The organism is Gallaecimonas sp. GXIMD4217 (assembly GCF_038087665.1).
In the GTDB taxonomy this organism is placed as follows: domain Bacteria; phylum Pseudomonadota; class Gammaproteobacteria; order Enterobacterales; family Gallaecimonadaceae; genus Gallaecimonas.
The window spans coordinates 1,364,428-1,386,673 of the sequence record NZ_CP149925.1; the positions used below are offsets into that span (position 1 = coordinate 1,364,428).

At 63.9% G+C, this 22,246-nt stretch carries 24 protein-coding genes, 3 tRNA genes and 1 other annotated feature; of the genes, 12 read left to right on the forward strand and 15 right to left on the reverse strand.

Going from position 1 to position 22,246, the window contains the following annotated elements:
- Nucleotides 1–72: 72 nt before the first annotated feature.
- The 8 genes from WDB71_RS06725 to WDB71_RS06760 all read right to left on the reverse strand — a co-directional run bounded on the left by WDB71_RS06725 (nt 73) and on the right by WDB71_RS06760 (nt 6,645).
- Complete coding sequence (locus WDB71_RS06725; RefSeq protein WP_341503874.1) at nt 73–939, reverse strand: fused MFS/spermidine synthase; 867 nt, start codon at nt 937–939, stop codon at nt 73–75.
- Nucleotide 940: 1 nt separating this feature from the next.
- Entirely contained in the window at nt 941–1,576 is a 636-nt protein-coding gene (locus tag WDB71_RS06730) for a fused MFS/spermidine synthase (protein ID WP_341503875.1), read from the reverse strand.
- A 365-nt stretch (nt 1,577–1,941) separates the two neighbouring features.
- A complete protein-coding gene (locus WDB71_RS06735) occupies nt 1,942–3,768 on the reverse strand; it encodes a DUF885 domain-containing protein (RefSeq protein WP_341503876.1) in 1,827 nt (608 codons plus the stop codon).
- 139 nt (nt 3,769–3,907) lie between these two features.
- Nucleotides 3,908–3,984: transfer RNA gene (locus WDB71_RS06740), tRNA-Val, on the reverse strand.
- Between the two features lie 4 nt (nt 3,985–3,988).
- A tRNA-Val gene (locus WDB71_RS06745) sits at nt 3,989–4,065 on the reverse strand.
- Nucleotides 4,066–4,067: 2 nt separating this feature from the next.
- Nucleotides 4,068–4,144: transfer RNA gene (locus tag WDB71_RS06750), tRNA-Val, on the reverse strand.
- A gap of 141 nt (nt 4,145–4,285) precedes the next feature.
- A complete protein-coding gene (locus WDB71_RS06755) occupies nt 4,286–5,278 on the reverse strand; it encodes a DUF3080 family protein (RefSeq protein WP_341503877.1) in 993 nt (330 codons plus the stop codon).
- Nucleotides 5,275–6,645: an MATE family efflux transporter gene (locus WDB71_RS06760; RefSeq protein WP_341503878.1), complete on the reverse strand. Its 1,371-nt coding sequence runs from the start codon at nt 6,643–6,645 to the stop codon at nt 5,275–5,277. The genes WDB71_RS06755 and WDB71_RS06760 overlap by 4 nt, the downstream gene beginning before the upstream one ends.
- Before the next feature lie 107 nt (nt 6,646–6,752).
- On the opposite strand from WDB71_RS06760, the gene WDB71_RS06765 reads away from it, so the two are divergent.
- Nucleotides 6,753–7,367: a riboflavin synthase subunit alpha gene (locus tag WDB71_RS06765; RefSeq protein ID WP_341503879.1), complete on the forward strand. Its 615-nt coding sequence runs from the start codon at nt 6,753–6,755 to the stop codon at nt 7,365–7,367.
- Nucleotides 7,368–7,381: 14 nt separating this feature from the next.
- On the opposite strand, the gene WDB71_RS06770 is transcribed toward WDB71_RS06765, so the two are convergent.
- A complete protein-coding gene (locus WDB71_RS06770) occupies nt 7,382–7,582 on the reverse strand; it encodes a CPXCG motif-containing cysteine-rich protein (protein ID WP_341503880.1) in 201 nt (66 codons plus the stop codon).
- Nucleotides 7,583–7,730: 148 nt separating this feature from the next.
- Here WDB71_RS06770 and WDB71_RS06775 point away from each other — a divergent pair, with 148 nt between their 5' ends.
- Complete coding sequence (locus WDB71_RS06775) at nt 7,731–8,261, forward strand: DUF6515 family protein (RefSeq protein WP_341503881.1); 531 nt, start codon at nt 7,731–7,733, stop codon at nt 8,259–8,261.
- Here the strand turns inward: WDB71_RS06775 and hxpB are convergent.
- The 5 genes from hxpB to WDB71_RS06800 all read right to left on the reverse strand — a co-directional run bounded on the left by hxpB (nt 8,247) and on the right by WDB71_RS06800 (nt 11,227).
- Nucleotides 8,247–8,909: a hexitol phosphatase HxpB gene (gene hxpB, locus WDB71_RS06780; RefSeq protein WP_341503882.1), complete on the reverse strand. Its 663-nt coding sequence runs from the start codon at nt 8,907–8,909 to the stop codon at nt 8,247–8,249. The two genes, WDB71_RS06775 and hxpB, sit on opposite strands and share 15 nt — an antisense overlap.
- Before the next feature lie 9 nt (nt 8,910–8,918).
- Nucleotides 8,919–9,785, reverse strand: a complete 867-nt coding sequence (locus WDB71_RS06785; protein WP_341503883.1) for a fructosamine kinase family protein — start codon at nt 9,783–9,785, stop codon at nt 8,919–8,921.
- Between the two features lie 46 nt (nt 9,786–9,831).
- Complete coding sequence (locus WDB71_RS06790) at nt 9,832–10,095, reverse strand: hypothetical protein (RefSeq protein ID WP_341503884.1); 264 nt, start codon at nt 10,093–10,095, stop codon at nt 9,832–9,834.
- A gap of 122 nt (nt 10,096–10,217) precedes the next feature.
- Entirely contained in the window at nt 10,218–10,847 is a 630-nt protein-coding gene (locus tag WDB71_RS06795; RefSeq protein ID WP_341503885.1) for an START domain-containing protein, read from the reverse strand.
- Nucleotides 10,847–11,227, reverse strand: a complete 381-nt coding sequence (locus WDB71_RS06800) for a hypothetical protein (protein ID WP_341503886.1) — start codon at nt 11,225–11,227, stop codon at nt 10,847–10,849. The genes WDB71_RS06795 and WDB71_RS06800 overlap by 1 nt, the downstream gene beginning before the upstream one ends.
- Here WDB71_RS06800 and thrS point away from each other — a divergent pair.
- The 7 genes from thrS (at nt 11,226) to ihfA (ending at nt 18,233) form a co-directional block, all read left to right on the forward strand.
- Nucleotides 11,226–13,154, forward strand: coding sequence for a threonine--tRNA ligase (thrS, locus tag WDB71_RS06805; protein WP_341503887.1), 1,929 nt, complete (start codon nt 11,226–11,228; stop codon nt 13,152–13,154). The genes WDB71_RS06800 and thrS overlap by 2 nt on opposite strands.
- A gap of 3 nt (nt 13,155–13,157) precedes the next feature.
- A complete protein-coding gene (infC, locus tag WDB71_RS06810; protein WP_341504190.1) occupies nt 13,158–13,703 on the forward strand; it encodes a translation initiation factor IF-3 in 546 nt (181 codons plus the stop codon).
- A gap of 79 nt (nt 13,704–13,782) precedes the next feature.
- Nucleotides 13,783–13,980: a 50S ribosomal protein L35 gene (rpmI, locus tag WDB71_RS06815; RefSeq protein ID WP_341503888.1), complete on the forward strand. Its 198-nt coding sequence runs from the start codon at nt 13,783–13,785 to the stop codon at nt 13,978–13,980.
- Between the two features lie 15 nt (nt 13,981–13,995).
- On the forward strand, nt 13,996–14,352 hold the full coding sequence (rplT, locus tag WDB71_RS06820) for a 50S ribosomal protein L20 (RefSeq protein ID WP_341503889.1): 357 nt from the start codon (nt 13,996–13,998) through the stop codon (nt 14,350–14,352).
- A gap of 54 nt (nt 14,353–14,406) precedes the next feature.
- Nucleotides 14,407–14,531 (forward strand) — a sequence feature (Phe leader region).
- Nucleotides 14,532–14,551: 20 nt separating this feature from the next.
- Nucleotides 14,552–15,535 (forward strand): phenylalanine--tRNA ligase subunit alpha, encoded by a 984-nt coding sequence (pheS, locus tag WDB71_RS06825; RefSeq protein ID WP_341503890.1) that lies wholly within the window; start codon nt 14,552–14,554, stop codon nt 15,533–15,535.
- Nucleotides 15,536–15,554: 19 nt separating this feature from the next.
- Nucleotides 15,555–17,933 (forward strand): phenylalanine--tRNA ligase subunit beta, encoded by a 2,379-nt coding sequence (gene pheT / locus WDB71_RS06830; protein WP_341503891.1) that lies wholly within the window; start codon nt 15,555–15,557, stop codon nt 17,931–17,933.
- A 3-nt stretch (nt 17,934–17,936) separates the two neighbouring features.
- The gene (gene ihfA / locus WDB71_RS06835; protein WP_341503892.1) at nt 17,937–18,233 is read left to right on the forward strand and encodes an integration host factor subunit alpha; all 297 of its coding nucleotides are present in this window, start codon (nt 17,937–17,939) and stop codon (nt 18,231–18,233) included.
- Between the two features lie 30 nt (nt 18,234–18,263).
- Here ihfA and WDB71_RS06840 read toward each other — a convergent pair whose 3' ends face one another.
- On the reverse strand, nt 18,264–19,019 hold the full coding sequence (locus WDB71_RS06840) for a DUF1853 family protein (RefSeq protein WP_341503893.1): 756 nt from the start codon (nt 19,017–19,019) through the stop codon (nt 18,264–18,266).
- A gap of 146 nt (nt 19,020–19,165) precedes the next feature.
- Between WDB71_RS06840 and WDB71_RS06845 the strand changes: the two genes are divergently transcribed.
- Genes WDB71_RS06845 through phrB form a run of 3 tightly spaced genes read left to right on the forward strand, consistent with a single transcriptional unit; the run spans nt 19,166 to nt 22,222 of the window.
- On the forward strand, nt 19,166–20,110 hold the full coding sequence (locus tag WDB71_RS06845) for a DUF523 and DUF1722 domain-containing protein (RefSeq protein ID WP_341503894.1): 945 nt from the start codon (nt 19,166–19,168) through the stop codon (nt 20,108–20,110).
- A complete protein-coding gene (locus WDB71_RS06850) occupies nt 20,100–20,816 on the forward strand; it encodes a MerR family transcriptional regulator (protein WP_341503895.1) in 717 nt (238 codons plus the stop codon). The genes WDB71_RS06845 and WDB71_RS06850 overlap by 11 nt, the downstream gene beginning before the upstream one ends.
- Nucleotides 20,813–22,222: a deoxyribodipyrimidine photo-lyase gene (gene phrB, locus WDB71_RS06855; protein WP_341503896.1), complete on the forward strand. Its 1,410-nt coding sequence runs from the start codon at nt 20,813–20,815 to the stop codon at nt 22,220–22,222. The genes WDB71_RS06850 and phrB overlap by 4 nt, the downstream gene beginning before the upstream one ends.
- Nucleotides 22,223–22,246: the final 24 nt, after the last annotated feature.

Here is a 22,246-nt window from a genome sequence, read left to right on the forward strand (position 1 = left end):
GCCCCTCAGCGAGGCCCAGGCCGCGCCCAGGGCCAAGTCGGCGCGCGAGGCCAATCGCCTGAGCCTGTAGGCTCAGTGGTTAAGCAGGTTGGCCGGCGAATACTGGTCGGTGAGGGGGCGGGTACTGCTGTCCCAATCCGGGCGGCTATCCATCATGGCCGGGAAGGCCGCCGCGTCCACCCCGTAGGGGGCCAGGGCTTCGGCAAGATCCCTGGCACGCGCCTTCAATACGGTCTTGTCCGGCAGCGGCCCCTTGGCGGCGACGATGACGCGGCTGGTGCTGCCGGCCGTGCGCAGGTTGAAGTAGGGGCCGAACACGGCGTCGTAGGTCACCGACTCGTGGTGGTAGAGGCGGCTGGAGGAAAAGGTGTTGGCCACCAGCACCCCGTCGTCGCTGAGCAGGGCCTTGATCTCCTCCAGGAATTCCCGGGTCATCAGGTGCTCGGGGATATAGTCGCCGTTGAAGGCGTCCAGCAGCACGTAGTCGAAGCGCTGGCCCTTAAGGCCGGCGCGTTTCACAAAGACCCTGGCATCCATTTCCCTGACCGTCATCTTGGGCGTTGCCACGAAACCGAAGTAGTCCCTGGCCACCCGGGTCACGGCCGGGTCTATCTCCACCACTTCAAGGGTGGCCTCGGGAAAGAGGTCGGCCAGCAGGGTGGGCAGGGTGCCTCCCCCTAAGCCGACGATGAGGATGCGCTCGGGCCTGGGGCTGACCAGCAGGCCGGCCAGGCTCATGCGGGTGTAGGGAAAGACCAGTGCCTCGCTGTCATGAAAGCGGCAGCTCTGGTTGAGCTGCTGGCGCTTGGTGGCAAAGGCCAGGCAGCGGCGGTCGGCGCTGTCAATCACCGAGATGTCCTGGTAGAGGGACTTCTCCCTGTGCACCACCTCGGCCTGGCAGGCCAGGGGCAACAGCAACATCAATATCAGCAGGCGCATCTCAGCTCTCCTCCAGGTTCCGGCAGGCAAAGGCCAGGGCGCCGCCGGCCACCAGCAGGCCGATCAGGGTCAACATGATCTGATCCACCTCGAAGTAGAGCACCAGGTAGAAGGAGGTGGCCAGGGTGCCCAGGGCGCTGCCCAGGGTGGAGACGAAATAGAGCAGTCCCGCCACCTGGCCGCTGTGGTGCTGGTGGCGAACCAGCAGCCGCACCGAGTAGGGGGCTATCATGCCCAGCACCACGGTTGGCACGAAAAAGAGCGCCAGGGCCGCCAGCAGGGAGCCGTAGCGGGGATCCTCTATGTGCAGGAACACGGCTTCCATCATGGCGTCGCCGGCCAGGACTATGGGCAGCAGGGCCAGGGCCGAGAGCAGGTAGAAGAGGCCGTAGCGGCGCAGGCTGGGCCCCGCCATGGACAGTCTGCCGCCGGCCAGGTAGCCGATGGCCAGGGCCACCATGAACACCGTGATGATGCTGCCCCAGACATGGATGCTGCTGCCGAAATAGGGGGCCAGGATGCGCCCGCCCAGCAGCTCCACCGCCATGATGGAAAAGCCGCTGGTAAAGGCCAGCAGGAACACCAGGGCCGTGAAGCCAAGCCGGGTCGTGTGGGTGCCGCTTAATGCCTGCTCCATGTGTTTCCTCGCCAGGTTATTGAGAATATTAGGGTTTCCATAGCAACACAGGGGCGGGGCAACGACAAGTAAAAGTGGATAGGGTTGGCCACGGGCGGGGCAGCGGGAAATGCTGATCTCGGTCAAAAACTTGAGTGAATCACTTGGTTATTCTGGGGCCGTCATTTCAGCAGACTTTGAGGAACGAACCATGAGTTGTTGTGGAGCCTGTGGCGGCCAGGATCAGGAAGCCAAGCAGAAACAGGAACAGGAGCGTGTTGAGGAGCAAAAGGACGAGGAATAGCCTTCGTTTCCTGCACCTCTACGGGCCGGCGCCCATGGGCGCCGGAAAATAAAAAAGGCCGGCGTTAGCCGGCCTTTTGCCATCAGGCGCCTTGCTTGTCGGCGATGTACTGGTCGATAAAGTCCTCCAGCACGTCCAGGGGTACGGCGCCATTCTTCAGCACCACGTCGTGGAAGTCGCGCAGGTCGAACTTGTCGCCCAGGGCGTCCTGGGCCTTTTGGCGCAGTTCCAGGATCTTCATCATGCCCATCTTGTAGGCGGTGGCCTGGCCGGGCTGGACGATATAGCGCTCGATCTCGGAGACCACCTCGCTCTCGGCCATGCCGCCGGTGTTGGTCATCATGTAGGCGATGGCCTCTTCGCGGCTCCAGCGCTTGGCGTGGATGCCGGTGTCCACTACCAGGCGCACAGCCCGGAACAGCTCCGCCATCAGCCGGCCGATGTTGTCGTAGGGATCGGCCTGGAAGCCCATTTCCCAGGCCAGGCGCTCGGCGTACAGGGCCCAGCCTTCTGTATAGGCGGTAAAGGGGGACAGGCGACGGAAGAAGGGCACGCCCTCCAGCTCCAGGCCGACGGAGATCTGGAAGTGGTGGCCGGGAATGCCCTCGTGGTAGGCCAGGGTACGCATGCCGTAGCGGGGCGTGGCCTTGATGTCATGGAGGTTGGCGAAGAAGCGGCCGGGGCGGCTGCCGTCCAGGGCCGGGCCCTGGTAGTAGGCGCCGGGGGCGGTCTTTTCCTTGAATTCGGGGATGCGCACCACTTCCATGCCGGCCTTGGGACGGATGCGGAAGGCCTTGGCCATGCCGGCATCGATCTCGTCCAGTATGGCCTGGTAGTCGGCCAGGATCTGCTGGCGGCCGGCCGGGCTGTCTTCGTAATAGAAGCGGGGCTCGGCGGCCAGGGCCTGCATGGCGGCGGTGAAGCCCTGGCTGACGTCGTGGCCCTGCTCGGCCAGTATGGCCAGCATCTCGGCCTGAATTCGCGCCACCTCGGCCAGGCCGATGGCGTGGATCTGCTCGGCGCTGTAGTCGGTGGTGGTGTAGAACTTCAGGGCCAGGGCGTAGGCCTTGTCACCGTTCGGCAGGTGCCAGAGGCCGTGGTCGTTGCCGGTCTTGGGGGCCAGGGCGGTGAAATAGTCGATCAGGCTCTGGTAGGCGGTATGCACATTGGTGCGGATGGCCTGCCGGGCTTCGGCCTGCAGCCGGGCGCGGCTGGCTTCGTCCAGCTCGGCCACCTTGTCCAGCTTGCGCACCAGGGAGCCATAGAGGATGTTCTCCTCCACCGGGGTGGCGACGAAGGCGGTCATCTCGTCCAGCACCCGGTCGACCACGAAGCGTGGCGGCAGTATGCCGCGCTCTTCACGCAGCTTGAGGCCTTCCAGCACCTGGGCGAACTTGGTGTCCACGGCGTTGAGGCGGGCCACATAATGCTCGGCATCTTCCAGCGAATGGATCTGGTGCTGGCCGTCCATGAAACTGGGATAACCGTTTTGCACGCCGAACAGCTGGTTCACCGGGTAGTCGTGGTAGCGGTAGGGCTCGGACGCCAGGGCCAGATCCAGCAGGTAGTTGGCGATGATCTTGGACTGGCGGTCGCCGGGGCTGAGTTCGGCATCGTCATAGCTGTTGAGCACGGCATGGATGTGCTTGATCTTGGCGAACTGCTCGTCGCCCTTGGCCAGGCTGGCGTCATCCAGCTTGGCGTTGTGATCCTTGATGCCCAGGCTGTCGAGCAGGCCCAGGGAGGTCAGGCCTTCCGGGCTGTCCAGGGCCAGCTTCAGTACCTCGCGATCCAGGAAGGCGCGGAAGAACAGGGGCTTCTTGGCATACCATTCGTGGGCGGCCAGGCTCGAGCCCATGACCAGGATCAGCAGCAGGCCTAGGCCAAGCCACTTCAGCAGCGTTTTCATGTGGTTATCCTCCTGATTTGTTGGTCAGGAGGATAACAAGCCGGCAACAAGGGTTTTGTCCTAAGTTGTCAGCATTTGTAAATAACGGCCGGGAAACCCATGCAAAAAGCCCGGCACAGGGCCGGGCTTTTCTGGTGTCTGGTACTGCCAAGTGGACTCGAACCACCGACCCCCACCATGTCAAGGTGGTGCTCTAACCAACTGAGCTATGGCAGTAAATTGGTACACCCGAGTGGACTCGAACCACCGACCCCTACCATGTCAAGGTAGTGCTCTAACCAACTGAGCTACGGGTGTATTGGTGCGTCCGAGTAGACTCGAACTACCGACCCCCACCATGTCAAGGTGGTGCTCTAACCAACTGAGCTACGGACGCACGTTTCGCCTGGGGTTGCCCCCGGAACGGACGCCAATATTAGCGGCGGTGTTGGGCCTTGGCAAGAGGCAAGAGTGCCTAAATCAGTCGTTTGGCGAGCTTTTGCCCATTGTCGGCCAAAAGTTCCGCAATACCTGGCCGTCAGCCGCCTGGCCTGAGGCCACAACGGCCCAGGAACTGTTGCCAGGCCTGGGTATGCCTTTTCAGGGCGGCGTCGAAGTCGGCGCTGAGGCTGCCTTCGTCCAGCCCACTCAGGTAGCGGACCTGCTCCCTGGCGCTGGTCGGCACCGGCAGGGACACGATCAACTCCGACAGCGGCCGCTTGAGCAGGCGGTTGGCCTGGAGCAGCTCGCCCAGGTGCGGCTGTACCTTGTTGCCGTAATAGCCGAAGAAGAACTGCCCGATGGTGTTGGCCCGGGCGCCGGGGCGGCCGTTGGGGCAGGGAATGTGCTGCTGGTGCTGCTCAAGCAGCTCGGCGGCGGCATCGAGCTGGTGGCGGGCCTGGTACAGGCTGACATTGAGCCGGGCCAGGATCCGGCCATGGGCCAGCGCCGCCAGCCCCGACTCCAGCCGCGCCGCCCTGATCGGATCCCAGCCTTGCAGCAGGGCGCGGATGTCGGTGACGGCGGTGATGGCGTCATAAAGGCCGGGAAAGTCCCCCACTGCCAGGGGCGCCACGCCGTGGCGCCAATTGCGGCGAAAGGCGTCGTCCTGGCTGACAAGATGCCAGGCGGCCAGGGGCAGGGCCGGGGCCTTTTGGGCCGCCAGCCGCTCGGCCAGCTGGCGGGTCTTGGCCGGGGCCTGATCGCAGTGATTGAGCCCGTGCAGCAGCTCCACTTCGTACAAAAAGCGCTGGGACGGCGGCGCCACCTTGCCCAGGGCCGAGTTGCGCGCGCCGATCAATGCGCCCAGGTTGCACTTGCGCAGGGCGTAGAGTTCGGTCAGGCCTATGGTGATCTCGGCCTGGGGGGCTGCCCAGGGGCGGCCGCCTCCGGCGGCCAGTACCGGCAGGGGGCTGGGTTCATGGGGCACGTCCAGGACATTGGCCAGCCGCTGGGGATAATCGACCAGGGGGCCGCCCGACCGCTCGCAGCCGCACAGCAGCAGGCCGGCGAGCAGCCAGGGCCATCTCACGCCACCACCTCTATGGGGATCTGGGCGCCGGCGTGGCGGCGGTGCAGCACCCAGAGCCGGGCCAGCAGCATGGCCGCCGCCGAGGTCAGGCCGGCGATAAAGCCTATCCAGAAGCCGTGGGGACCCATGGGTTCGATCAGCCAGTCGGTCAGGCCCAGCACATAACCTGTGCTGAGGCCGATACCCCAATAGGCCACGAAGGTGATGTAGAAGAGGGCCTGGCTGTCCTTGTAGCCGCGCAGGGCACCACCGGACACCACCTGGAAGGCGTCGGAAAGCTGGTAGACGGCGGCCAGCATGATCAGCTGGGTGGCCAGGGCCAGCACCGCTACGTCGTCGGTGTAGATGGCGGCTATCTGGTCCCGGAACAGCCAGGTCAGGGTGCAGCTGGTCACGGCCACCAGCTGGCCCAGGGCCAGGCCGGCATAACAGGCCCGCCGGGCGCCGTCGGGGGAGCCTTCACCCATGGTGTGGCCGACCCTGATGGTCACTGCCAGGGCCAGGCTCATGGGGAACATGAACACCAGCGAGCTGAAGTTCATGGCCACCTGATGGCCGGCCACGGTCACCGGCCCCAGGGGGGCGATCAGCAGGGCCACCACGGCAAAGAGGGTCACCTCGAAGAAGATGGCCAGGGCCATGGGCAGGCCGATGGCGGCCAGGTGGCGGATCACCTGGGGATCCGGCCTATGCAGCCGGGCAAAGAGGCCGATATGGCGATAGCGCCTGGCCAGCAGGGTGTAGCCGGTCAGCACCAGCAGCATCACCCACATCACCAGGGCCGTGGCCAGGCCGCAGCCGGCGCCGCCCAGGGCCGGCATGCCGAACAGGCCATGGATGAACACATAGTTGGCGGGAATGTTGACCAGCAGGCCCAGGAAACCCACCACCATGGTCGGCACCGTGTTGGACATGCCCTCGATATAGTTGCGCAGTACATTGTAGAGGGCGAAGGCGGGCAGGCCGGCACAGACGAAATACACGTACAGTTCGGTCTTGGCGGCCAGGGCGGTGTCCACGTCCATGGCGTCGAGCACCCTGGGCGTCAGGGGAGCCAGGCATACCACCAGCAGCGTGATGCCCAGCGCCAGCCAGGCGCCCTGCTGGACTATGCCGGCAATGGGGCCGTCGTCCCTGGCGCCGTGGTGGTTGGCCACCATGGGGGTCAGGGCCATGGCCACCCCAAGGATGAACAGCGCCGGCGGGAACCACAGCGAGGAGCCCACGGCCACGGCGGCCATGTCGGTGGCGCTGACCTGGCCGGCCATGATGGTGTCCACAAAGCCCATCAGGGTCTGGGCCAGCTGGGCGATGAGGATGGGACCGGCCAGGCGGGACAGGCGGCCGGCTTCTTGCAACAACGTCATGGAATTGCCCTGATTTGGTGATGCCCTATTGTAAAGCACCGGCCCTTTTGCCGAGAATCGCCTCACCGGTTTTTTTAGGGCTGCTGGTCGCAGCGGGAGGAGTAGAGATGTTTACCGGCATAGTCCAGGGCAAGGGCCAGGTGGTGGCCATAGAAGAAAAGGACCAGTTCCGCAGCCATGTGGTGGCCTTCCCCGAGGCGCTGCTGCCCGGCCTGGCACTGGGGGCCTCCGTGGCCCACAACGGCTGCTGCCTGACCGTCACCCGGGTGGACGGCGACCAGGTGCACTTCGACCTGATGCGCGAGACCTTGCGCATCACCAACCTGGGCGAGCTGGCCGTGGGCAGCGAGGTCAACCTGGAACGGGCGGCCCGCTTCGGCGACGAAATTGGCGGCCATGCCATGTCCGGCCACGTGCACTGCATGGCCGAGGTCATTGCCATCGACAGCACCGAGACCAACTGCCGTATCGGCTTTGCCCTGCCCGAGCAGTGGCACAAGTACGTGTTCGACAAGGGCTATGTCGGCGTGGACGGCATCAGCCTGACCGTGGGCGCCAAGACCGCGCAGGGCTTCGAGGTGAACCTCATTCCCGAGACCCTGACCCGCACCGTGATAGGCGACCGTCAGCTTGGCGACAGGGTCAACATCGAGATCGATCCCCAGACCCAGGCCATAGTGGAAACGGTAGAAAGGGTGCTGGCAGCCCGGGCGCAGGGCTGAGCGTCAAAGGCAGCTCAGTAGATCTGCTCGTCTTCGCCGTCCAGCTGCAGTACCACTTCGCCATCGAGTTCCTCGGTCACCTGGATGTGCATGGAACAGCAGCAGGCGGCGCATTCCTCGACAAAATCCTGGCCGACGTCGTCCGGCTCCACTGTGATAAAGACGTGACTCCCGCAGTTGGGGCATTCCACCCGGAAACGCTTGATGTCGTCCATGTTCGGGCCTCCATGACAGCTTTATTAAAGTATGGTGGCCGCCGGCCCCTTAGGCAAAGGGGCCCTTTACGCTACTTTACCCGCCGTTGGCTCAGGTTCACCTGGCCCCTTCTAGACTTTAGGAAGGTACCACCAGAGGAATGCCGCCATGCGTTACCCAGTGCTGACTTCCCTGCTGATGGCCTCCCTTATCGCACCGCCGGTGCTGGCCGCCGGCCCCGGTCACGGCCATGGCGCCGTGGCGGTCAAGGCCAGCCATCATCGGGGCCACCATAAGTTTCGCCACCACCGCAAGCACCATTATGGCCACCACCGCTACGGTCATCATCGTCACTACCGGCACTATCGCCATCATGGCCACCACTATCGCCACAGCTATCACCGCAGCCTGTTGCCGGATCTGGTGACCTTCGTGGTGCTGGCCGGGGTGACCTATGCCGTCATTGACGGTCTTTATTACCGCAAGCGCGGTGATGAATACCGCTATGTGGAAAGGCCGCCGGCGGGCAGTTACAACAGGGTGCCCAGCAGCGGCCTGCCCGTGGGAACCCTGGTGTCTTCGGTGCCGGCCGGTGCCCAATCGGTGGTGATCGACGGTACCAGCTACCTGGTGTCCGGCGGTACCTGGTACGTGCCGGTGCAGGGCCGGGGCTACGTGGTGGTCTCACCCAGGCTCTAGGCTCAGCCTTTTTGACAGCGCCGGCGGCAGCCGGGACAGGCTCTCGGCCTGCCAGTCGGCGATGACAAAGCGCGGATCCTCCCCCTGGGGTACGGCCAGCACCGCCATGGCCGCCGCCTTGGCGGCGATCACCCCGTTTACCGAATCCTCGATGGCCAGGCAGCATTCGGGCTCGACGCCCAGGGCCCGGGCGCAGCTCAGGTAGACGCCGGGATGGGGTTTGCCCCTGGGTTCATCTTCTGCCGAGGCCAGCTGGTCGAAGGCGTCTTGCAGCTGCAGCCGTTCCAGGATGGCCCCGACCAGCAGCCAGGGCGAGGAGGTGGCCAGGCCAAGGGGCAGTCCCAGGGCCTTCAGCGAGGTAACCAGCTCCACGGCCCCCGGCAGGGGCTCACCTTCCCGGTGTACCCTGGCGCAAACCTGCGCCACTATGGTCTTGGCCACCTGTTCCCGGTCCATGCCCTGCCAGGGGCGACGGCGGTACCAGTAGTCCACCACGGCGTCGATGCGCATGCCCTGGGTCTTGAGGGTATCGGCCAGGGTCAGCTCCAACCCCAGGGTGTTGAACACATCCAGCTCGGCCCGGGCCCAGAAGGGCTCGGAGTCCATGAGGATGCCGTCCATATCGAAGATCACCGCAGAAAACGACAACGTGGATCCTTAGCAGAAAGCCAGGACCTGTTTCAGTTGTGCCTTGGCCTGCTGCAGGTAATGACCGCCAAAGAGGTTGGCGTGGTTGAGAAGGTGGTAGAGATTATAAAGGCTGCGCCTGAGTTCGTAATCCGCGTCCAGGGGCAGGTTGTTGTCGTAGGCGTCGTAGAAATCCGGATCCAGGCGGCCGAACAGTTCGGTCATGGCGATATCGGCCTCCCGATCACCGTAATAGCAGGCCGGATCGAACAGCACCGGCTCGGTGCCCAGGAAACCGACATTGCCGCTCCACAGATCGCCGTGGAGCAGGGCCGGGCGGGGCTGGTGCCCGTGCAGCAGGTTCTTGGCGCAGGCCACCAGTTCCTCGATATCGCCCAGGCGCTCGCCTTTTTCCGCCAGCAGGGTCAACTGGTAACCCAGGCGCTGTTCGGCAAAGAACTGGTCCCAGTGCTTGTGCCAGCCGTTGCGCTGGTCGGTGAGACCGATGAAGTTGTCCTCGTCGAAGCCATACATGGCCTGATCGGTGCGGCCGTGCAGCGCCGCCAGCAGTTCACCCAGCTTCTGCCAGGCGCCTTTTTCCGGCTGGCCCAGGGGCAGGTATTCCAGCACCAGATAACTGAAGGCCTCGGTCTGGCCCTGGGTGACTACCTCCGGCACCCGCACCTGGCCGGTTTTGGCCAGTTCGGCCAGGCCAAAGGCTTCGCTGGCCAGGATCTCGCCGTGCTCGACCGGCGCCACCTTGGCGAACAGGCGCAGCTGGCCGTCCGTGAGGCAGTAGGCCCTGTGGGTATCCCCACCCGAAATGGGCTGCCTGTCCTGCAACAGATAGGGGCGACCCAGGGCGGCGGTAACCTCGTCAGACAGCGCTTTCCACATGGTTCATTCTCCCGGCGGCTACACCTACCTAGTGTAGCCGCCGGGATCAGCGTGCGCCCAACAGGGGCAGGGGATCCGGGCCCTGGCCGCTGCGGTAGATCACCGGCGCAAAGCGGCTGTTCAACTCGTTCAGCAGGTCGGTCGGCTGGGACAGGGACAACCGGTCGGCGCGGCGCTGCTCTTCCAGTATCTCGGCGACGTTCTGGCTGATCAGATTGCCGAGCAGGGCTTCCAGATCCTGGTAGCTGGCGCCGGGCGAGGCGGTCATCATGGCGGCGACCATGGGTAGTGCAAGCATGTCCTGGGTCATGGCATATCCTCCTTGCCGTGTCTGGACGCCCCGTAGTAAAGCCTCCGGCCGTGACAAAGCCCTGACAGCTTGTTGACGCTTTGATGAAGGCTCGGCCGTGAACCTGCAGGCCAGCCCGCCCATTACCGCCGTTCGGCCCGGGTGCGGGTCGCCTGGGGCTCGCGGACGAAGGGATAGCTGCTGTCCTGGTACTTGCCCTTGTCCAGCAGCCTGCGCATCTTGACGAAGGTTTCGAAGGTGGCCTTGGTGGTCATTTCGTTGACCAGCCAGTGGGGCAGTTGGCCGGCCGGATCGGCATGGCCCTGGTAGCGGATGCGCACCCGACCGTCCGGCAGCGGCGTCAGGGACCACTGGCCGGCGACATTCTGCATGCGCACGAAGCCGGGCTGTGCCAGTACCCGGTCGCCGGCATCCTCCAGGGTCAGGTAGAGCACGCCATCCCGGTCCTGGGACCAGGTCGACAGGGTCACCATGTCCCTGTTGTGGGCCGGCCAGGGCAAGTCAAATTGCGTGTAGATGAGATCCGAGGTGGGGGTGGGTTTTTCCAGCAGCACCACGCCCTTGGAATGGGTCACCCACCTGGGGTTGGCGGCAAAATCATCGAGCAGAGCCACGAAGGCGGACAGGCGGGTGGTGGTGGTGGTCTCGGCCAGTACCTCGTGAATACCGTCCCGGCTGGGACGGGTGGCAATGCGAACGCCGTCTTCGTCCCTGACCCATTGCCAGTCGGCGGCCAGGGAAGAAAAACTCATCAACCAGAACAACCACCCCAAGCGCATTTTACCCCCTGATCACGGCGGCCCGCAGGTCCTGGAAAGACGACCGGGCTTTCGCTGTCATCCTTCGCCATTGCCGCGCCGCCGAAAAAATAGTTATCCATTATCAGCTGCTTAAGGGTATAGGAATTGACCTGGCCCACAAAGCGGCAATGGGGCCAGGTGAGTATGTTGGCCTGGCCGTTCGGCCAATGCCCCCTTGACCCGCCTGCTGGTCTATCGTCCAATAGGGATTCTTTCAAAACGACCACCAAAAGGCAGTGTCCCTGGTTCAGACGCGCCAAAGAGGGTCGTTTTTCTATGCCCAGTATCATGCGGCCCTTGGTAGGGGTCGCCACTGACAAGGACAATTTCATGCCCATTATTACCCTGCCGGACGGCTCCAAGCGCGAATTCGCCAATCCCGTATCCATCATGGATGTGGCCCAGGACATCGGTCCCGGCCTGGCCAAGGCCACCATTGCCGGCCGTGTCAACGGCGAGCTGATGGATGCCAGCGACCTTATCGAAAGTGATGCCGAACTGGCCATCATCACCGCCAAGGACGATGAAGGCCTGGAGATCCTGCGCCACTCCTGTGCCCACCTGCTTGGCCATGCCATCAAGCAGCTGTGGCCCCAGACCAAGATGGCCATAGGCCCCGTCATCGACAACGGCTTCTACTACGACGTGGATCTGGATTTCCCGCTGACCCAGGAGCACCTGGACCAGCTGGAGCAGCGCATGCTGGAGCTGGCCAAGAGCAACTACGACGTGGTGAAGAAAAAGGTCAGCTGGCAGGAAGCCCGGGACGCCTTCGAGGCCCGGGGCGAAAGCTACAAGATGGCGATCCTGGACGAGAACATCAGCCGTGACGACAGGCCGGGTCTCTACCATCACGAAGAATACGTGGACATGTGCCGCGGCCCCCATGTGCCCAACATGAAGTTCTGCCACCACCTCAAGCTGATGAAGGTGGCGGGCGCCTACTGGCGCGGCAACTCCGATAACAAGATGCTGCAGCGCATCTACGGCACCGCCTGGGCCGACAAGAAGCAGCTCAAGGGCTACCTGCAGCGCCTGGCCGAGGCCGAGAAGCGCGATCACCGCAAGATCGGCAAGCAGCTGGATCTCTACCACATGCAGGAAGAGGCCCCCGGCATGGTGTTCTGGCACCACGACGGCTGGAGCATCTTCCGCGAGCTGGAGAGCTTCGTGCGCGAAAAGCTGGGCCAGTACGGCTACCAGGAGGTCAAGGGCCCCTTCATGATGGACAGGGTGCTGTGGGAGAAATCCGGCCACTGGGACAAGTACGCCGAGGCCATGTTCACCACCGAATCCGAGAAGCGTGAATACGCCATCAAGCCCATGAACTGCCCGGGCCACGTGCAGATCTTCAACCAGGGCCTGAAGTCCTACCGCGACCTGCCGCTGCGCATGGCCGAGTTCGGCTGCTGCCACCGCAACGAGCCCAGCGGCGCCCTGCATGGCCTGATGCGGGTCCGTGGCTTCACCCAGGACGACGCCCACATCTTCTGTACCGAGGATCAGATCCAGGACGAGGTGTCCAGCTGCATCAAGATGGTGTACGACACCTACGCCACCTTCGGTTTCGAGAACATCGTGGTCAAGCTGTCCACCCGCCCCGAGCAGCGTATCGGCGACGACGCCATCTGGGACAAGGCCGAGGAAGGCCTCAAGCAGGCCCTGGAAGCCAACGGCCTCGAGTACGAACTGCAGCCGGGCGAGGGCGCCTTCTACGGTCCCAAGATCGAATTCACTCTTTACGACTGCCTGGATCGCGCCTGGCAGTGCGGCACCATCCAGCTCGACTTCGCCCTGCCGGGCCGCCTTGGCGCCACCTATGTGGGCGAGGACAACGAGCGCAAGGTGCCGGTGATGATCCACCGCGCCATCCTGGGCTCCCTGGAGCGCTTCATCGGTATCCTCATCGAGGAGTACGCCGGCTTCTTCCCGTCCTGGCTGGCGCCGACCCAGGCCATGGTAATGAACATCACCGACGCCCAGGCCGACTATGTGCAGGAAGTGGTGAGGACCCTGGAGGCCGCGGGCATCAGGGCCAAGTCCGACTTGAGAAACGAGAAGATAGGCTTTAAAATCCGCGAGCACACTCTCAAGCGTGTCCCCTATCTGCTCGTTGTCGGTGACAAGGAGCGCGAAAGCGGCGAAGTTGCCGTACGGACGCGCAAGGGACAGGACCTCGGCACATTCAAGCTGGACGACTTTATCGCCAAGCTGAAGGAAGAGATTGCCAGCCGGGGACAAACAACAGTGGAGGAATAGGATATTAAAGGCGGAAGACGGGGCCAACCGGTCCAGCAGAAACCGAAACACCGTATCAATGACCTGATCCGCGTCCCCGAGGTTCGCCTCATCGACGCGGAAGGCGAACAGGCCGGTATCGTCAGCATCCAGGACGCCCTGGCCAAGGCCGCAGAGGCTGAAATGGATCTGGTCGAAATCAGTCCCAACGCCGAGCCGCCGGTCTGTCAGATCATGGACTACGGTAAGTTCCTCTACGAAAAGCAAAAAGCTCAAAAAGAGCAGAAGAAAAAGCAGAAACAGATCCAGGTGAAGGAAGTCAAATTCCGCCCTGGTACTGATGAAGGCGATTACCAGGTAAAGCTGCGCAACCTGAGTCGCTTTCTGGAAGAGGGCAACAAGGGCAAGGTCACGCTGCGTTTTCGCGGTCGTGAAATGGCCCACCAGAACCTTGGTCGCGATTTGCTGAATCGCATCAAGGACGATCTCGAAGAGCTCGCAGTTGTCGAGTCCTTCCCGAAAATGGAAGGCCGTCAGATGATCATGGTGCTTGCCCCCAAAAAGAAATAGTCAGGCGCCCACAAGTAGTGGGCTCTGATGGGCCCACTCGCCCTGACTGTGTTTAATTAACAATGCGGAGTTGTTAACAATGTCCAAAATGAAGAGCCACAGTGGCGCCAAGAAGCGTTTCAAGAAAACCGCTTCTGGTGGCTACAAGTTCAAGCAGTCTCACCTGCGCCACATCCTGACCAAGAAGTCCTCCAAGCGTAAGCGTCAGCTGCGTGACATGAACATGATCTCAGCCGCTGACAAGCCGCTGATCGATCGCATGCTGCCCAACGCTTAATAGAGGAGATTCTCAATGGCTCGTGTAAAACGTGGTGTGACCGCTCGCGCTCGTCACAAGAAAGTACTTAAGGCTGCCAAAGGTTACTACGGTGCGCGTTCTCGCGTTTACCGCGTAGCTTTCCAGGCTGTGATCAAAGCTGGTCAATACGCTTACCGTGACCGTCGTCAGAAGAAGCGTGTTTTCCGTCAGCTGTGGATCGCCCGTATCAACGCTGCTGCCCGTCAGAACGGCCTGTCCTACAGCCGTTTCATCAACGGTCTGAAGAAAGCTTCCGTGGAAATCGATCGTAAGATCCTGGCCGACATCGCCGTCCACGACAAAGTTGCCTTCACCGCGCTGGTCGAAAAAGCCAAAGGCGCTCTGGCCTAAGGTTTTGAAAAGGGGGGCATTGCCTCCCTTTTTGTCTCTGGCTATGATGGACCCTATGAAGATCATCCTGTTTTTCTTTAGCTTCTTCTTTACTGACCGCTGAACGCGGGCAGGCCTTCCTTGGTGAAAAAGAAGCTAAAGGAAAACGACGGGCCTCCCTAAGCGGAGGCCTTTTTTGTTTAAGCGTAACGAGGACGCCATGCAACATCTTGACGAGATCGTCAGCCAGGCCAAGGCGGCCATTGCCGCCACCGACGACATGGCCGCACTGGATGCCATTCGGGTGGAGTACCTGGGCAAGAAGGGTCTGCTGACCCTGCAGATGCAGACCCTGAAGGATCTGAGCCCGGAAGAGCGCCCCAAGGCGGGCCAGGTGATCAACGAAGCCAAGCAGGCCGTCCAGGGCCTGCTCAACGCCAAGAAGGCCGAACTGGCCGAGGCCGAGCTGAACGCCAAGCTGGCCGCCGAGCAGGTGGACGTGACCCTGCCTGGCCGTCGTCAGGTGACCGGCGGCCTGCATCCCGTGACCCAGACCATCCAGCGCATCGAAGCCTTCTTTGGCGAGCTGGGCTTTGCCACCAAGGAAGGCCCGGAAATCGAAGACGCCTTCCACAACTTCGATGCCCTGAACATCCCGGCCCATCACCCGGCCCGGGCCGATCACGACACCTTCTATTTCAACCCGGACATGCTGCTGCGCACCCAGACCTCCGGCGTGCAGATCCGCACCATGGAAGTGGAGAAGCCGCCGCTGCGCATCATCTCTCCGGGCCGCGTCTACCGTAACGACTACGACCAGACCCACACCCCCATGTTCCACCAGGTGGAAGGCCTGATGGTGGACGAGAACGTCTCCTTCGCCGAGCTCAAGGGCATACTCCACGACTTCCTGAAGAACTTCTTCGAGGAAGATCTGCAGGTGCGCTTCCGTCCCAGCTATTTCCCCTTCACCGAGCCCTCCGCCGAAGTGGACGTGATGGGCAAGGACGGCAAGTGGCTGGAAGTGCTGGGTTGCGGCGTGGTGCATCCCAACGTGCTGCGCAGTGTCGGTATCGATCCGGAAAAATACACCGGCTTCGCCTTTGGCATGGGCGTCGAGCGCCTGACCATGCTGCGCTACGGCGTCACCGACCTGAGGTCCTTCTTCGAGAACGACCTGCGTTTCCTCAAGCAATTCAATTAAGGCCAGGGAGTAGCACAAGATGAAATTTTCCGAACAGTGGCTGCGCGAGTGGGTGAACCCGGCCGTTGACAGCCAGGCCCTGGCCGAACAGCTCTCCATGGCCGGCCTGGAAGTGGACGGCATCGAGCCCGTGGCCGGCGATTTCCATACCGTGGTGGTGGGTGAAGTGGTCGAATGCGGCCAGCACCCGGACGCCGACAAGCTGCGCGTCACCAAGGTCAACGTCGGTGAAGCCGAGCTGCTGGACATCGTCTGCGGCGCCTCCAATTGCCGCCAGGGCCTGAAGGTGGCCGTGGCCAAGGTCGGCGCCGAGCTGCCCGGCGGCTTCAAGATCAAGAAGGCCAAGCTGCGTGGCCAACCCTCCCACGGCATGCTGTGCTCCTTCACCGAGCTGGGCATCGACGTGGAAGCGGACGGCATCATCGAACTGCCGGCCGACGCCGAGGTGGGTACCGACATCCGCGACTACCTGAAGCTCAATGACAACAGCATCGAGGTGGATCTGACCCCCAACCGCGCCGACTGCCTGGGCCTGCTGGGCCTGGCCCGCGAGGTGGGCGTGCTCAACAACCTGGACGTGACCGAAGTGGCCGAGAACCACGTGGCCCCGTCCATCGACGAGCAGCGCGCCATCCACCTGGATGCCCCCGAGGCCTGCCCTCGCTACCTGGGCCGGGTGATCAAGAACGTCGACCTGTCCAGGCAGAGCCCGCTCTGGCTTCAGGAGCGCTTGCGCCGCAGCGGCATCCGCAGCATCGACGCCGTAGTGGACGTCACCAACTATGTGCTGCTGGAGCTGGGTCACCCCATGCACGCCTTCGACCTGGACGCCCTGGACGGGGACATCCACGTGCGCCTGGCGGCAGAGGGTGAGAAGCTGACCCTGCTGGATGGCAACGAGGTGGAGCTCAAGGACAACACCCTGGTCATTGCCGATGACAACAAGGCCCTGGCCATGGCCGGCATCTTCGGCGGTGAGCAGTCCGGCGTCACCGAGAAGAGCCAGCACATCTTCCTGGAATCCGCCTTCTTCAACCCGGTGGCCATCGCCGGCCGTGCCCGCCAGTACGGCCTGCACACCGACGCCTCCCACCGCTACGAGCGCGGCGTGGATCCGCTGCTGACCCGCCGCGCCATGGAGCGCGCCACCGAGCTGCTGCTGGCCATCGTTGGTGGCGAGGCCGGTCCCGTGGTGGAAGCCATCAGCCAGGAACAGATGCCGGTGCACAGCGACATCGTGCTCAGGAAGGCGCGCCTGGCCAAGGTGTTGGGCCACGACATCGCCGACGAGGTGGTCACCGAGCTGCTGGCCCGCCTGGGCATGGCGCCCCGCTTCGACGGTAGCCAATGGACCGTCAAGGCGCCCAGCTACCGCTTCGATATCGCCATCGAGGAAGATCTCATTGAGGAAGTGGCCCGCGTCTACGGCTACAACAACATCCCCAACGTGGCGCCCCTGGCCCGCCTGGCCATGACCGACCACAGGGAAGCCCGCCTGGCCCTGCCGCGCTTCAAGGCCATGCTGGTGGATCTGGGCTACCAGGAAGCCATCACCTACAGCTTCGTGGATCCCAAGGCCCAGGCCGCCCTGTTCGCCAACGAAGAGCAGCTGGTGCTGCCGCACCCCATCTCCACCGAGATGTCCGCCATGCGTGTCAGCCTCTGGCCCGGCCTGCTGCACGCCCTGGTCTACAACCAGAACCGCCAGCAGGGCAGGGTGCGCCTGTTCGAAAGCGGCCTGCGTTTCGTCCAGCGTGACGGCCAGGTGCGCCAGGAGACGCTGCTGGGCGGCGTCATCACCGGCCTGAGCCACGGCGAGCACTGGGGCATCGAGAGCCGCAACGTCGATTTCTTCGACCTCAAGGGTGACGTGGAAAACCTGCTGGCCCTGACCAGCAACCCGAGCGAGTTCCGCTTCGAACGGGCCGCTTTGGCCTGCCTGCACCCGGGACAGAGTGCCGCCATCTACCGTGGTGAGCAGCTGGTCGGTCACCTGGGCGCCCTGCACCCGGCGGCCGCCAAGGCCCTGGGTATCAAGAGCCAGGTGTTCGTGTTCGAGCTGCTGTGGGACGCCCTGGGCGAGCGCCGGATCCCCGAGGCCGAGCGCATTTCCCGCTTCCCGGCCAACCGTCGCGATCTGGCGGTGGTGGTGGAAGAGGTGGTCGCCGCCGGCGACGTACTCGAGCTGGTGCAAAAAATTGGCGGAAATCAGGTAGTTGACGTACACTTGTTCGACGTGTACCGCGGCAAGGGCGTGGTGGAAGGGCAGAAGAGCCTGGCCATCGGCCTGACCCTGCAGGACAAGGAACGCACGCTCGAAGAGAGCGAGATCACGGATGTGGTCAACGAAGTGGTCGATGCCCTGAAAAGCCAATTCAATGCATCCTTGAGGGAATGATCTATGGCGCTGACCAAAGCTGAAATGGCGGAACGCCTGTTCGAAAAACTGGGGATAAACAAGCGGGTGGCCAAAGATCTGGTCGAATCCTTCTTCGAGGAGATCCGCGAGGCCCTGGAAAACGGTGAGCAGGTTAAGCTGTCCGGCTTCGGTAATTTTGAGCTTAGGGACAAGAACCAACGTCCCGGGCGCAATCCGAAGACCGGGGAGGACATCCCCATCTCGGCGCGTCGCGTGGTGACCTTCAGACCCGGCCAGAAGCTCAAGAGCCGGGTCGAGGACGCCGGCGACCTCAGCTGACATCAGGACGGGCGCGCAAGCGCCCGTCCGTCATTTCGGCCAGCCGGTCGGCACCACGAAGTGCCGCTCCAGGCAAGCGTTTGCCTCCCGCGCTATCATCAAGGGCCTGTCTATTGCCTTGCGTAACGGCCTGAGTTCCTCCAATTCCACCTTCGCTATCCACTGCCAACGCTCCAGCTCGAACCAGTCGCCCCTGGGCAGGTTGTGGGCCTGGTACCAGTGTCCCTGGGCGTGCTCCGGGCGCACATAGTCCCGGTGCGGACCATGGCCGAACAGCATGCCCCGGCTCAGCAGCCGCCTGTTGTCGATGCGCCAGCCCCGGGCCTCGAGCCAGTCCCTGGCTTCGGCTTTCTGCAATAGCGGCAACTGGTGTGTGGCCAGGTGCGCCGCCTTTTCCTCCAGCCAGTCCCTCTTGCCCGGTCCCAGCCAGCCCGCTTCCAGGCCCAGATAGAACTTCACCGTCAGCTCCCAGTGCTCCAGGCTGCCGGTTTCCTTGTCCAGCACGATCAGATCCGGTGCGCCCAGGGTGCGACCGCCCACATGGATGGCCTCGTCCTGGCTCAGCAGCTCGTAGCGGTGATCGGCGGCCAGCCAGGCCGCCACCAGCACCTCGAAGCGCTTGCCAAGGCGTTTTTCCCGGCCGAGGGCCTGGGCCAGGGCGGCCAGATCCACCCTGGGCTGGCCACAGAGCGCCGGCTCGGGGGCCAGGCCCAGCAGGGCGGGGCTGCGGATCACCCAGTCCAGCATGGCGCTGGCCTGAGCCTCGGTGAATGTAAAGTCACTCATGCTAACGGCTTGTCGTTGAAGCTCTTCTTCCAAGGGTAACAGCCTGGCCGTGGCTGGATCCTGCCTGTGAATGGTAAAAAGTTGTGCGCTGGTCATTTTGTGATCTATAAATCTATACAAGGATTATTTTTGTATAGGTATGAGTCATGGCCATCCGGGTTGGCGTCAGTGCCTGTGTGCTTGGCGACAGGGTCCGCTTCGACGGCGGCCACAAGTTGTCCCATTTCGTTGCCGAGGAGCTGGCGCGCGTCTTCCGCTTCGTGCCCATCTGCCCGGAACAGGCCATCGGCATGGGGGTGCCCAGGCCCAGCGTTCGCCTGGTGGGGGATCCCGCCCGGCCCAGGGTCAAGGGCTGCCAGCAGCCGGACCTGGATGTCACCGACCGGCTGCTCGCCTTCGGTCGCCGGGCGCTGCCGTCCCTGGCGCAGCTGAGCGGCTATGTGCTGTGCGGCAAGTCGCCCAGCTGCGGCATGGCGCGGGTGCGGGTGTACAAGGAAAACGGTGACGGCCTGGGCAAGGTGGGGGTTGGTGTCTTCGCCCGGCAGCTGATGGCGACCTATCCCAACCTGCCGGTGGAAGAAGATGGCCGCCTCCAGGATCCCTTGCTTCGGGAAAACTTCGTGCTGCGGGTGCTGGCCTACCACCAGTGGCAAAGCCTGCTGGCCCAGGGGCTCAGCCACCAGGTGCTCCAGGATTTCCATCGCCGCCACAAGTTCCTGCTGCTGGCGCATCACCAGCAGGCCTACCGGCAGCTTGGACCACTGCTGGCCGCGGGCAAGGGGCAGGATCTCCAGGCCCTGGCCGACGACTATATCCGCCGTTTCATGGCCGCGCTGAAGAAGCCCGCCAGCCGCTGCAACCACAGCAATGTGCTGATGCACCTGCAGGGCTTTTTCAAGCAGCAGCTGACCAGCCTCGAGAAGGCCGAGCTGACCGAACTGATAGGCCAGTACCGCCAGGGCCTGGTGCCGCTGATGGCGCCCCTTACCCTGCTCAACCACCACCTGCGCCGCCACCCCAAGCCCTACCTGGCCGAGCAGCGCTACCTGTCTCCTTACCCCATGGAATTGAAGCTGCGTTATGGCCTCTAAGCTGCGTATCGGCGAGTTGTCGGCGCGAACCGGCGTCCTGCCCGTGACCCTGAGGGCCTGGGAAACCCGTTATGGCCTGTTAAAGCCGGAGCGCCTGCCCAAGGGCCACCGGCTCTACGACCGGTCCGACGTGGCCAGGGTCAAGCAGATCAAGCATTGGCTGGGCCAGGGGGTGCCGCTCAGGCAGATCCCGGCCCGGCTGGCCGGGCAAGGGCAAGAGCCTGCGGCGGCGTCGCCCCACGGCCAGCTGCTGGCCCTGGCCCAGACCCTGCGCAGTCAGCAGTTGCGCCAGGCGCTGAGCCAGCTGTTCAAGGAAACCCCCCTTGCCTTGCTGCTGGACGAGCTGTTTGCCTTGTTGCCCAACTGGCCGGATACCCCCTTGGGCCAGGCCGGGCTGGCCCTGTTCGAGTTCGAACTGGCCCGGCAGCTGAGCCGCTTCCACTGGTCCCGGCAGCAGCCCAGGGGCCAGGCGATCCTGGCCGGCGCCTTGCCGCCCCTGTGGCGAAGCGGCGCCGTGGCGGTGCTGGGGCGCCATTACCAGCTGCTGGATCTGGGCACCGCCTGCAGCGCCGGCACCTTGCGCCTGGCCAGCCAGGCCCTGGGCGGCGTGCCGGTCTTTGTTGGCAGGCTGGCCCAGGCCGCCGACGATTGGCAGCGGATAGGCCCGCCCATGACCTTCACCGAGCTGCAGCAGGGCCTGCCATGACCCAGCTGGTGTGGTTTCGAAGCGACCTCAGAGAGCTGGACAACAGCGCCCTGCACCAGGCCCTGGTCCAGGGCGAACGCATGGACCAGGCGGTGCGGGCGCTCTTTATCGCCACCCCGGGGCAGTGGCGCCGGCACCATCTGGCGGCCATCAAGCAGGCCCTGATCGAGCGGGCCGTCACATCCCTGTCCAAGGCCCTGGCCGGCCAGGGCATTGAGCTGGACTGCCTGGTGGTTGACGACTATGCCGCCGTCCCCGACGCCCTGGCGGCCTATTGCCACAACCACCAGGTAGAGGCGCTGCACGGCAATCGCGAATACCTGGTCAACGAGCTGGCCCGGGATGGGGCCGTCGAACAGCGCCTCGGCATTCCCTGCCACTGGTACCATGACGCCCTGCTGGTGCCGCCCGGCACCCTGTTGAATGGCCAGCACAGGCCCTTCCAGGTGTTCACCCCCTTCGCCAGGGCCTGGAAGGACAGGGTACGGATAGACAGGCCTGAGGTCAGGCTCCGTCACCAGGGCAAGCCCGTCTGCGCGCCGCCGGTGCCCCGTTTTGCCCCCAGGCTGCCCGACCACCTGACCGACGCTCTGGCAGGCTGGCCCCAGAGCGCCGAGCAGGCCCTGGCGGCCATGCGCCGCTTCGTCGCCGAGCGGGTACAGGACTACAAACGGGACAGGGACTACCCGGCCCTGGACGGCACCTCTCGGCTGTCGGCGGCCCTGGCCATCGGCCTGATCTCCCCCCGCCAGTGCCTGGCCAGGCTGCTGGCGGAGCATGGCGAGGCGATCTGGGACAGGGAAACGGGGCCGGGCGCCTGGCTCAACGAGCTGATCTGGCGCGAGTTCTACCAGCACGTGGCCTGGCACTTCCCCCGGGTGGTGAAGGGGAGGGCGTTCCAGGCCGAGACGGACCGGATCCCCTGGCAGCGGGACGAAGCCAAGCTCCAGGCCTGGAAGGACGGACGTACCGGCTACCCCATGGTGGATGCGGCCATGCGCCAGCTACGGCAGACCGGCTGGATGCACAACCGCCTGCGCATGATAGCGGCCTCCTTCCTGGTCAAGGATCTGCACCTGGACTGGCGCCTGGGGGAGCGCCATTTCATGGAACACCTCATCGACGGCGATTTCGCCGCCAACAACGGCGGCTGGCAGTGGGCCGCCAGCACCGGCACCGACGCCGCCCCCTATTTCCGCATCTTCAATCCCACCAGCCAGGGGCAGCGTTTTGACCCCGAGGGCGATTTTATCCGCCGCTTTTTGCCCGAGCTGGCGACCCTGTCGGGCAAGGCCGTGCACCAGCCAGGTGAGCTGGCCGAGTCCCTGGGCTATGTCAGGCCCCTGGTGGACCACCGGCAAGCCCGGGCCAGGACATTGGCGCTGTTCAAGGCGGCAAAAGGCTGAAGGTGGCTCCCCGGGCCCGGGAGC

Coding starts and splice junctions, on each gene's coding strand:
- WDB71_RS06725 (WP_341503874.1), bottom strand. CDS start 939: ATGCGCCTGCTGATATTGATGTTGCTGTTGCCCCTGGCCTGCCAGGCC.
- WDB71_RS06730 (WP_341503875.1), bottom strand. CDS start 1,576: ATGGAGCAGGCATTAAGCGGCACCCACACGACCCGGCTTGGCTTCACG.
- WDB71_RS06735 (WP_341503876.1), bottom strand. CDS start 3,768: ATGAAAACGCTGCTGAAGTGGCTTGGCCTAGGCCTGCTGCTGATCCTG.
- WDB71_RS06760 (WP_341503878.1), bottom strand. CDS start 6,645: ATGACGTTGTTGCAAGAAGCCGGCCGCCTGTCCCGCCTGGCCGGTCCC.
- WDB71_RS06765 (WP_341503879.1), top strand. CDS start 6,753: ATGTTTACCGGCATAGTCCAGGGCAAGGGCCAGGTGGTGGCCATAGAA.
- WDB71_RS06770 (WP_341503880.1), bottom strand. CDS start 7,582: ATGGACGACATCAAGCGTTTCCGGGTGGAATGCCCCAACTGCGGGAGT.
- WDB71_RS06775 (WP_341503881.1), top strand. CDS start 7,731: ATGCGTTACCCAGTGCTGACTTCCCTGCTGATGGCCTCCCTTATCGCA.
- WDB71_RS06785 (WP_341503883.1), bottom strand. CDS start 9,785: ATGTGGAAAGCGCTGTCTGACGAGGTTACCGCCGCCCTGGGTCGCCCC.
- WDB71_RS06790 (WP_341503884.1), bottom strand. CDS start 10,095: ATGACCCAGGACATGCTTGCACTACCCATGGTCGCCGCCATGATGACC.
- WDB71_RS06795 (WP_341503885.1), bottom strand. CDS start 10,847: ATGAGTTTTTCTTCCCTGGCCGCCGACTGGCAATGGGTCAGGGACGAA.
- thrS (WP_341503887.1), top strand. CDS start 11,226: ATGCCCATTATTACCCTGCCGGACGGCTCCAAGCGCGAATTCGCCAAT.
- WDB71_RS06800 (WP_341503886.1), bottom strand. CDS start 11,227: ATGAAATTGTCCTTGTCAGTGGCGACCCCTACCAAGGGCCGCATGATA.
- rpmI (WP_341503888.1), top strand. CDS start 13,783: ATGTCCAAAATGAAGAGCCACAGTGGCGCCAAGAAGCGTTTCAAGAAA.
- rplT (WP_341503889.1), top strand. CDS start 13,996: ATGGCTCGTGTAAAACGTGGTGTGACCGCTCGCGCTCGTCACAAGAAA.
- pheS (WP_341503890.1), top strand. CDS start 14,552: ATGCAACATCTTGACGAGATCGTCAGCCAGGCCAAGGCGGCCATTGCC.
- pheT (WP_341503891.1), top strand. CDS start 15,555: ATGAAATTTTCCGAACAGTGGCTGCGCGAGTGGGTGAACCCGGCCGTT.
- ihfA (WP_341503892.1), top strand. CDS start 17,937: ATGGCGCTGACCAAAGCTGAAATGGCGGAACGCCTGTTCGAAAAACTG.
- WDB71_RS06840 (WP_341503893.1), bottom strand. CDS start 19,019: ATGAGTGACTTTACATTCACCGAGGCTCAGGCCAGCGCCATGCTGGAC.
- WDB71_RS06845 (WP_341503894.1), top strand. CDS start 19,166: ATGGCCATCCGGGTTGGCGTCAGTGCCTGTGTGCTTGGCGACAGGGTC.
- WDB71_RS06850 (WP_341503895.1), top strand. CDS start 20,100: ATGGCCTCTAAGCTGCGTATCGGCGAGTTGTCGGCGCGAACCGGCGTC.
- phrB (WP_341503896.1), top strand. CDS start 20,813: ATGACCCAGCTGGTGTGGTTTCGAAGCGACCTCAGAGAGCTGGACAAC.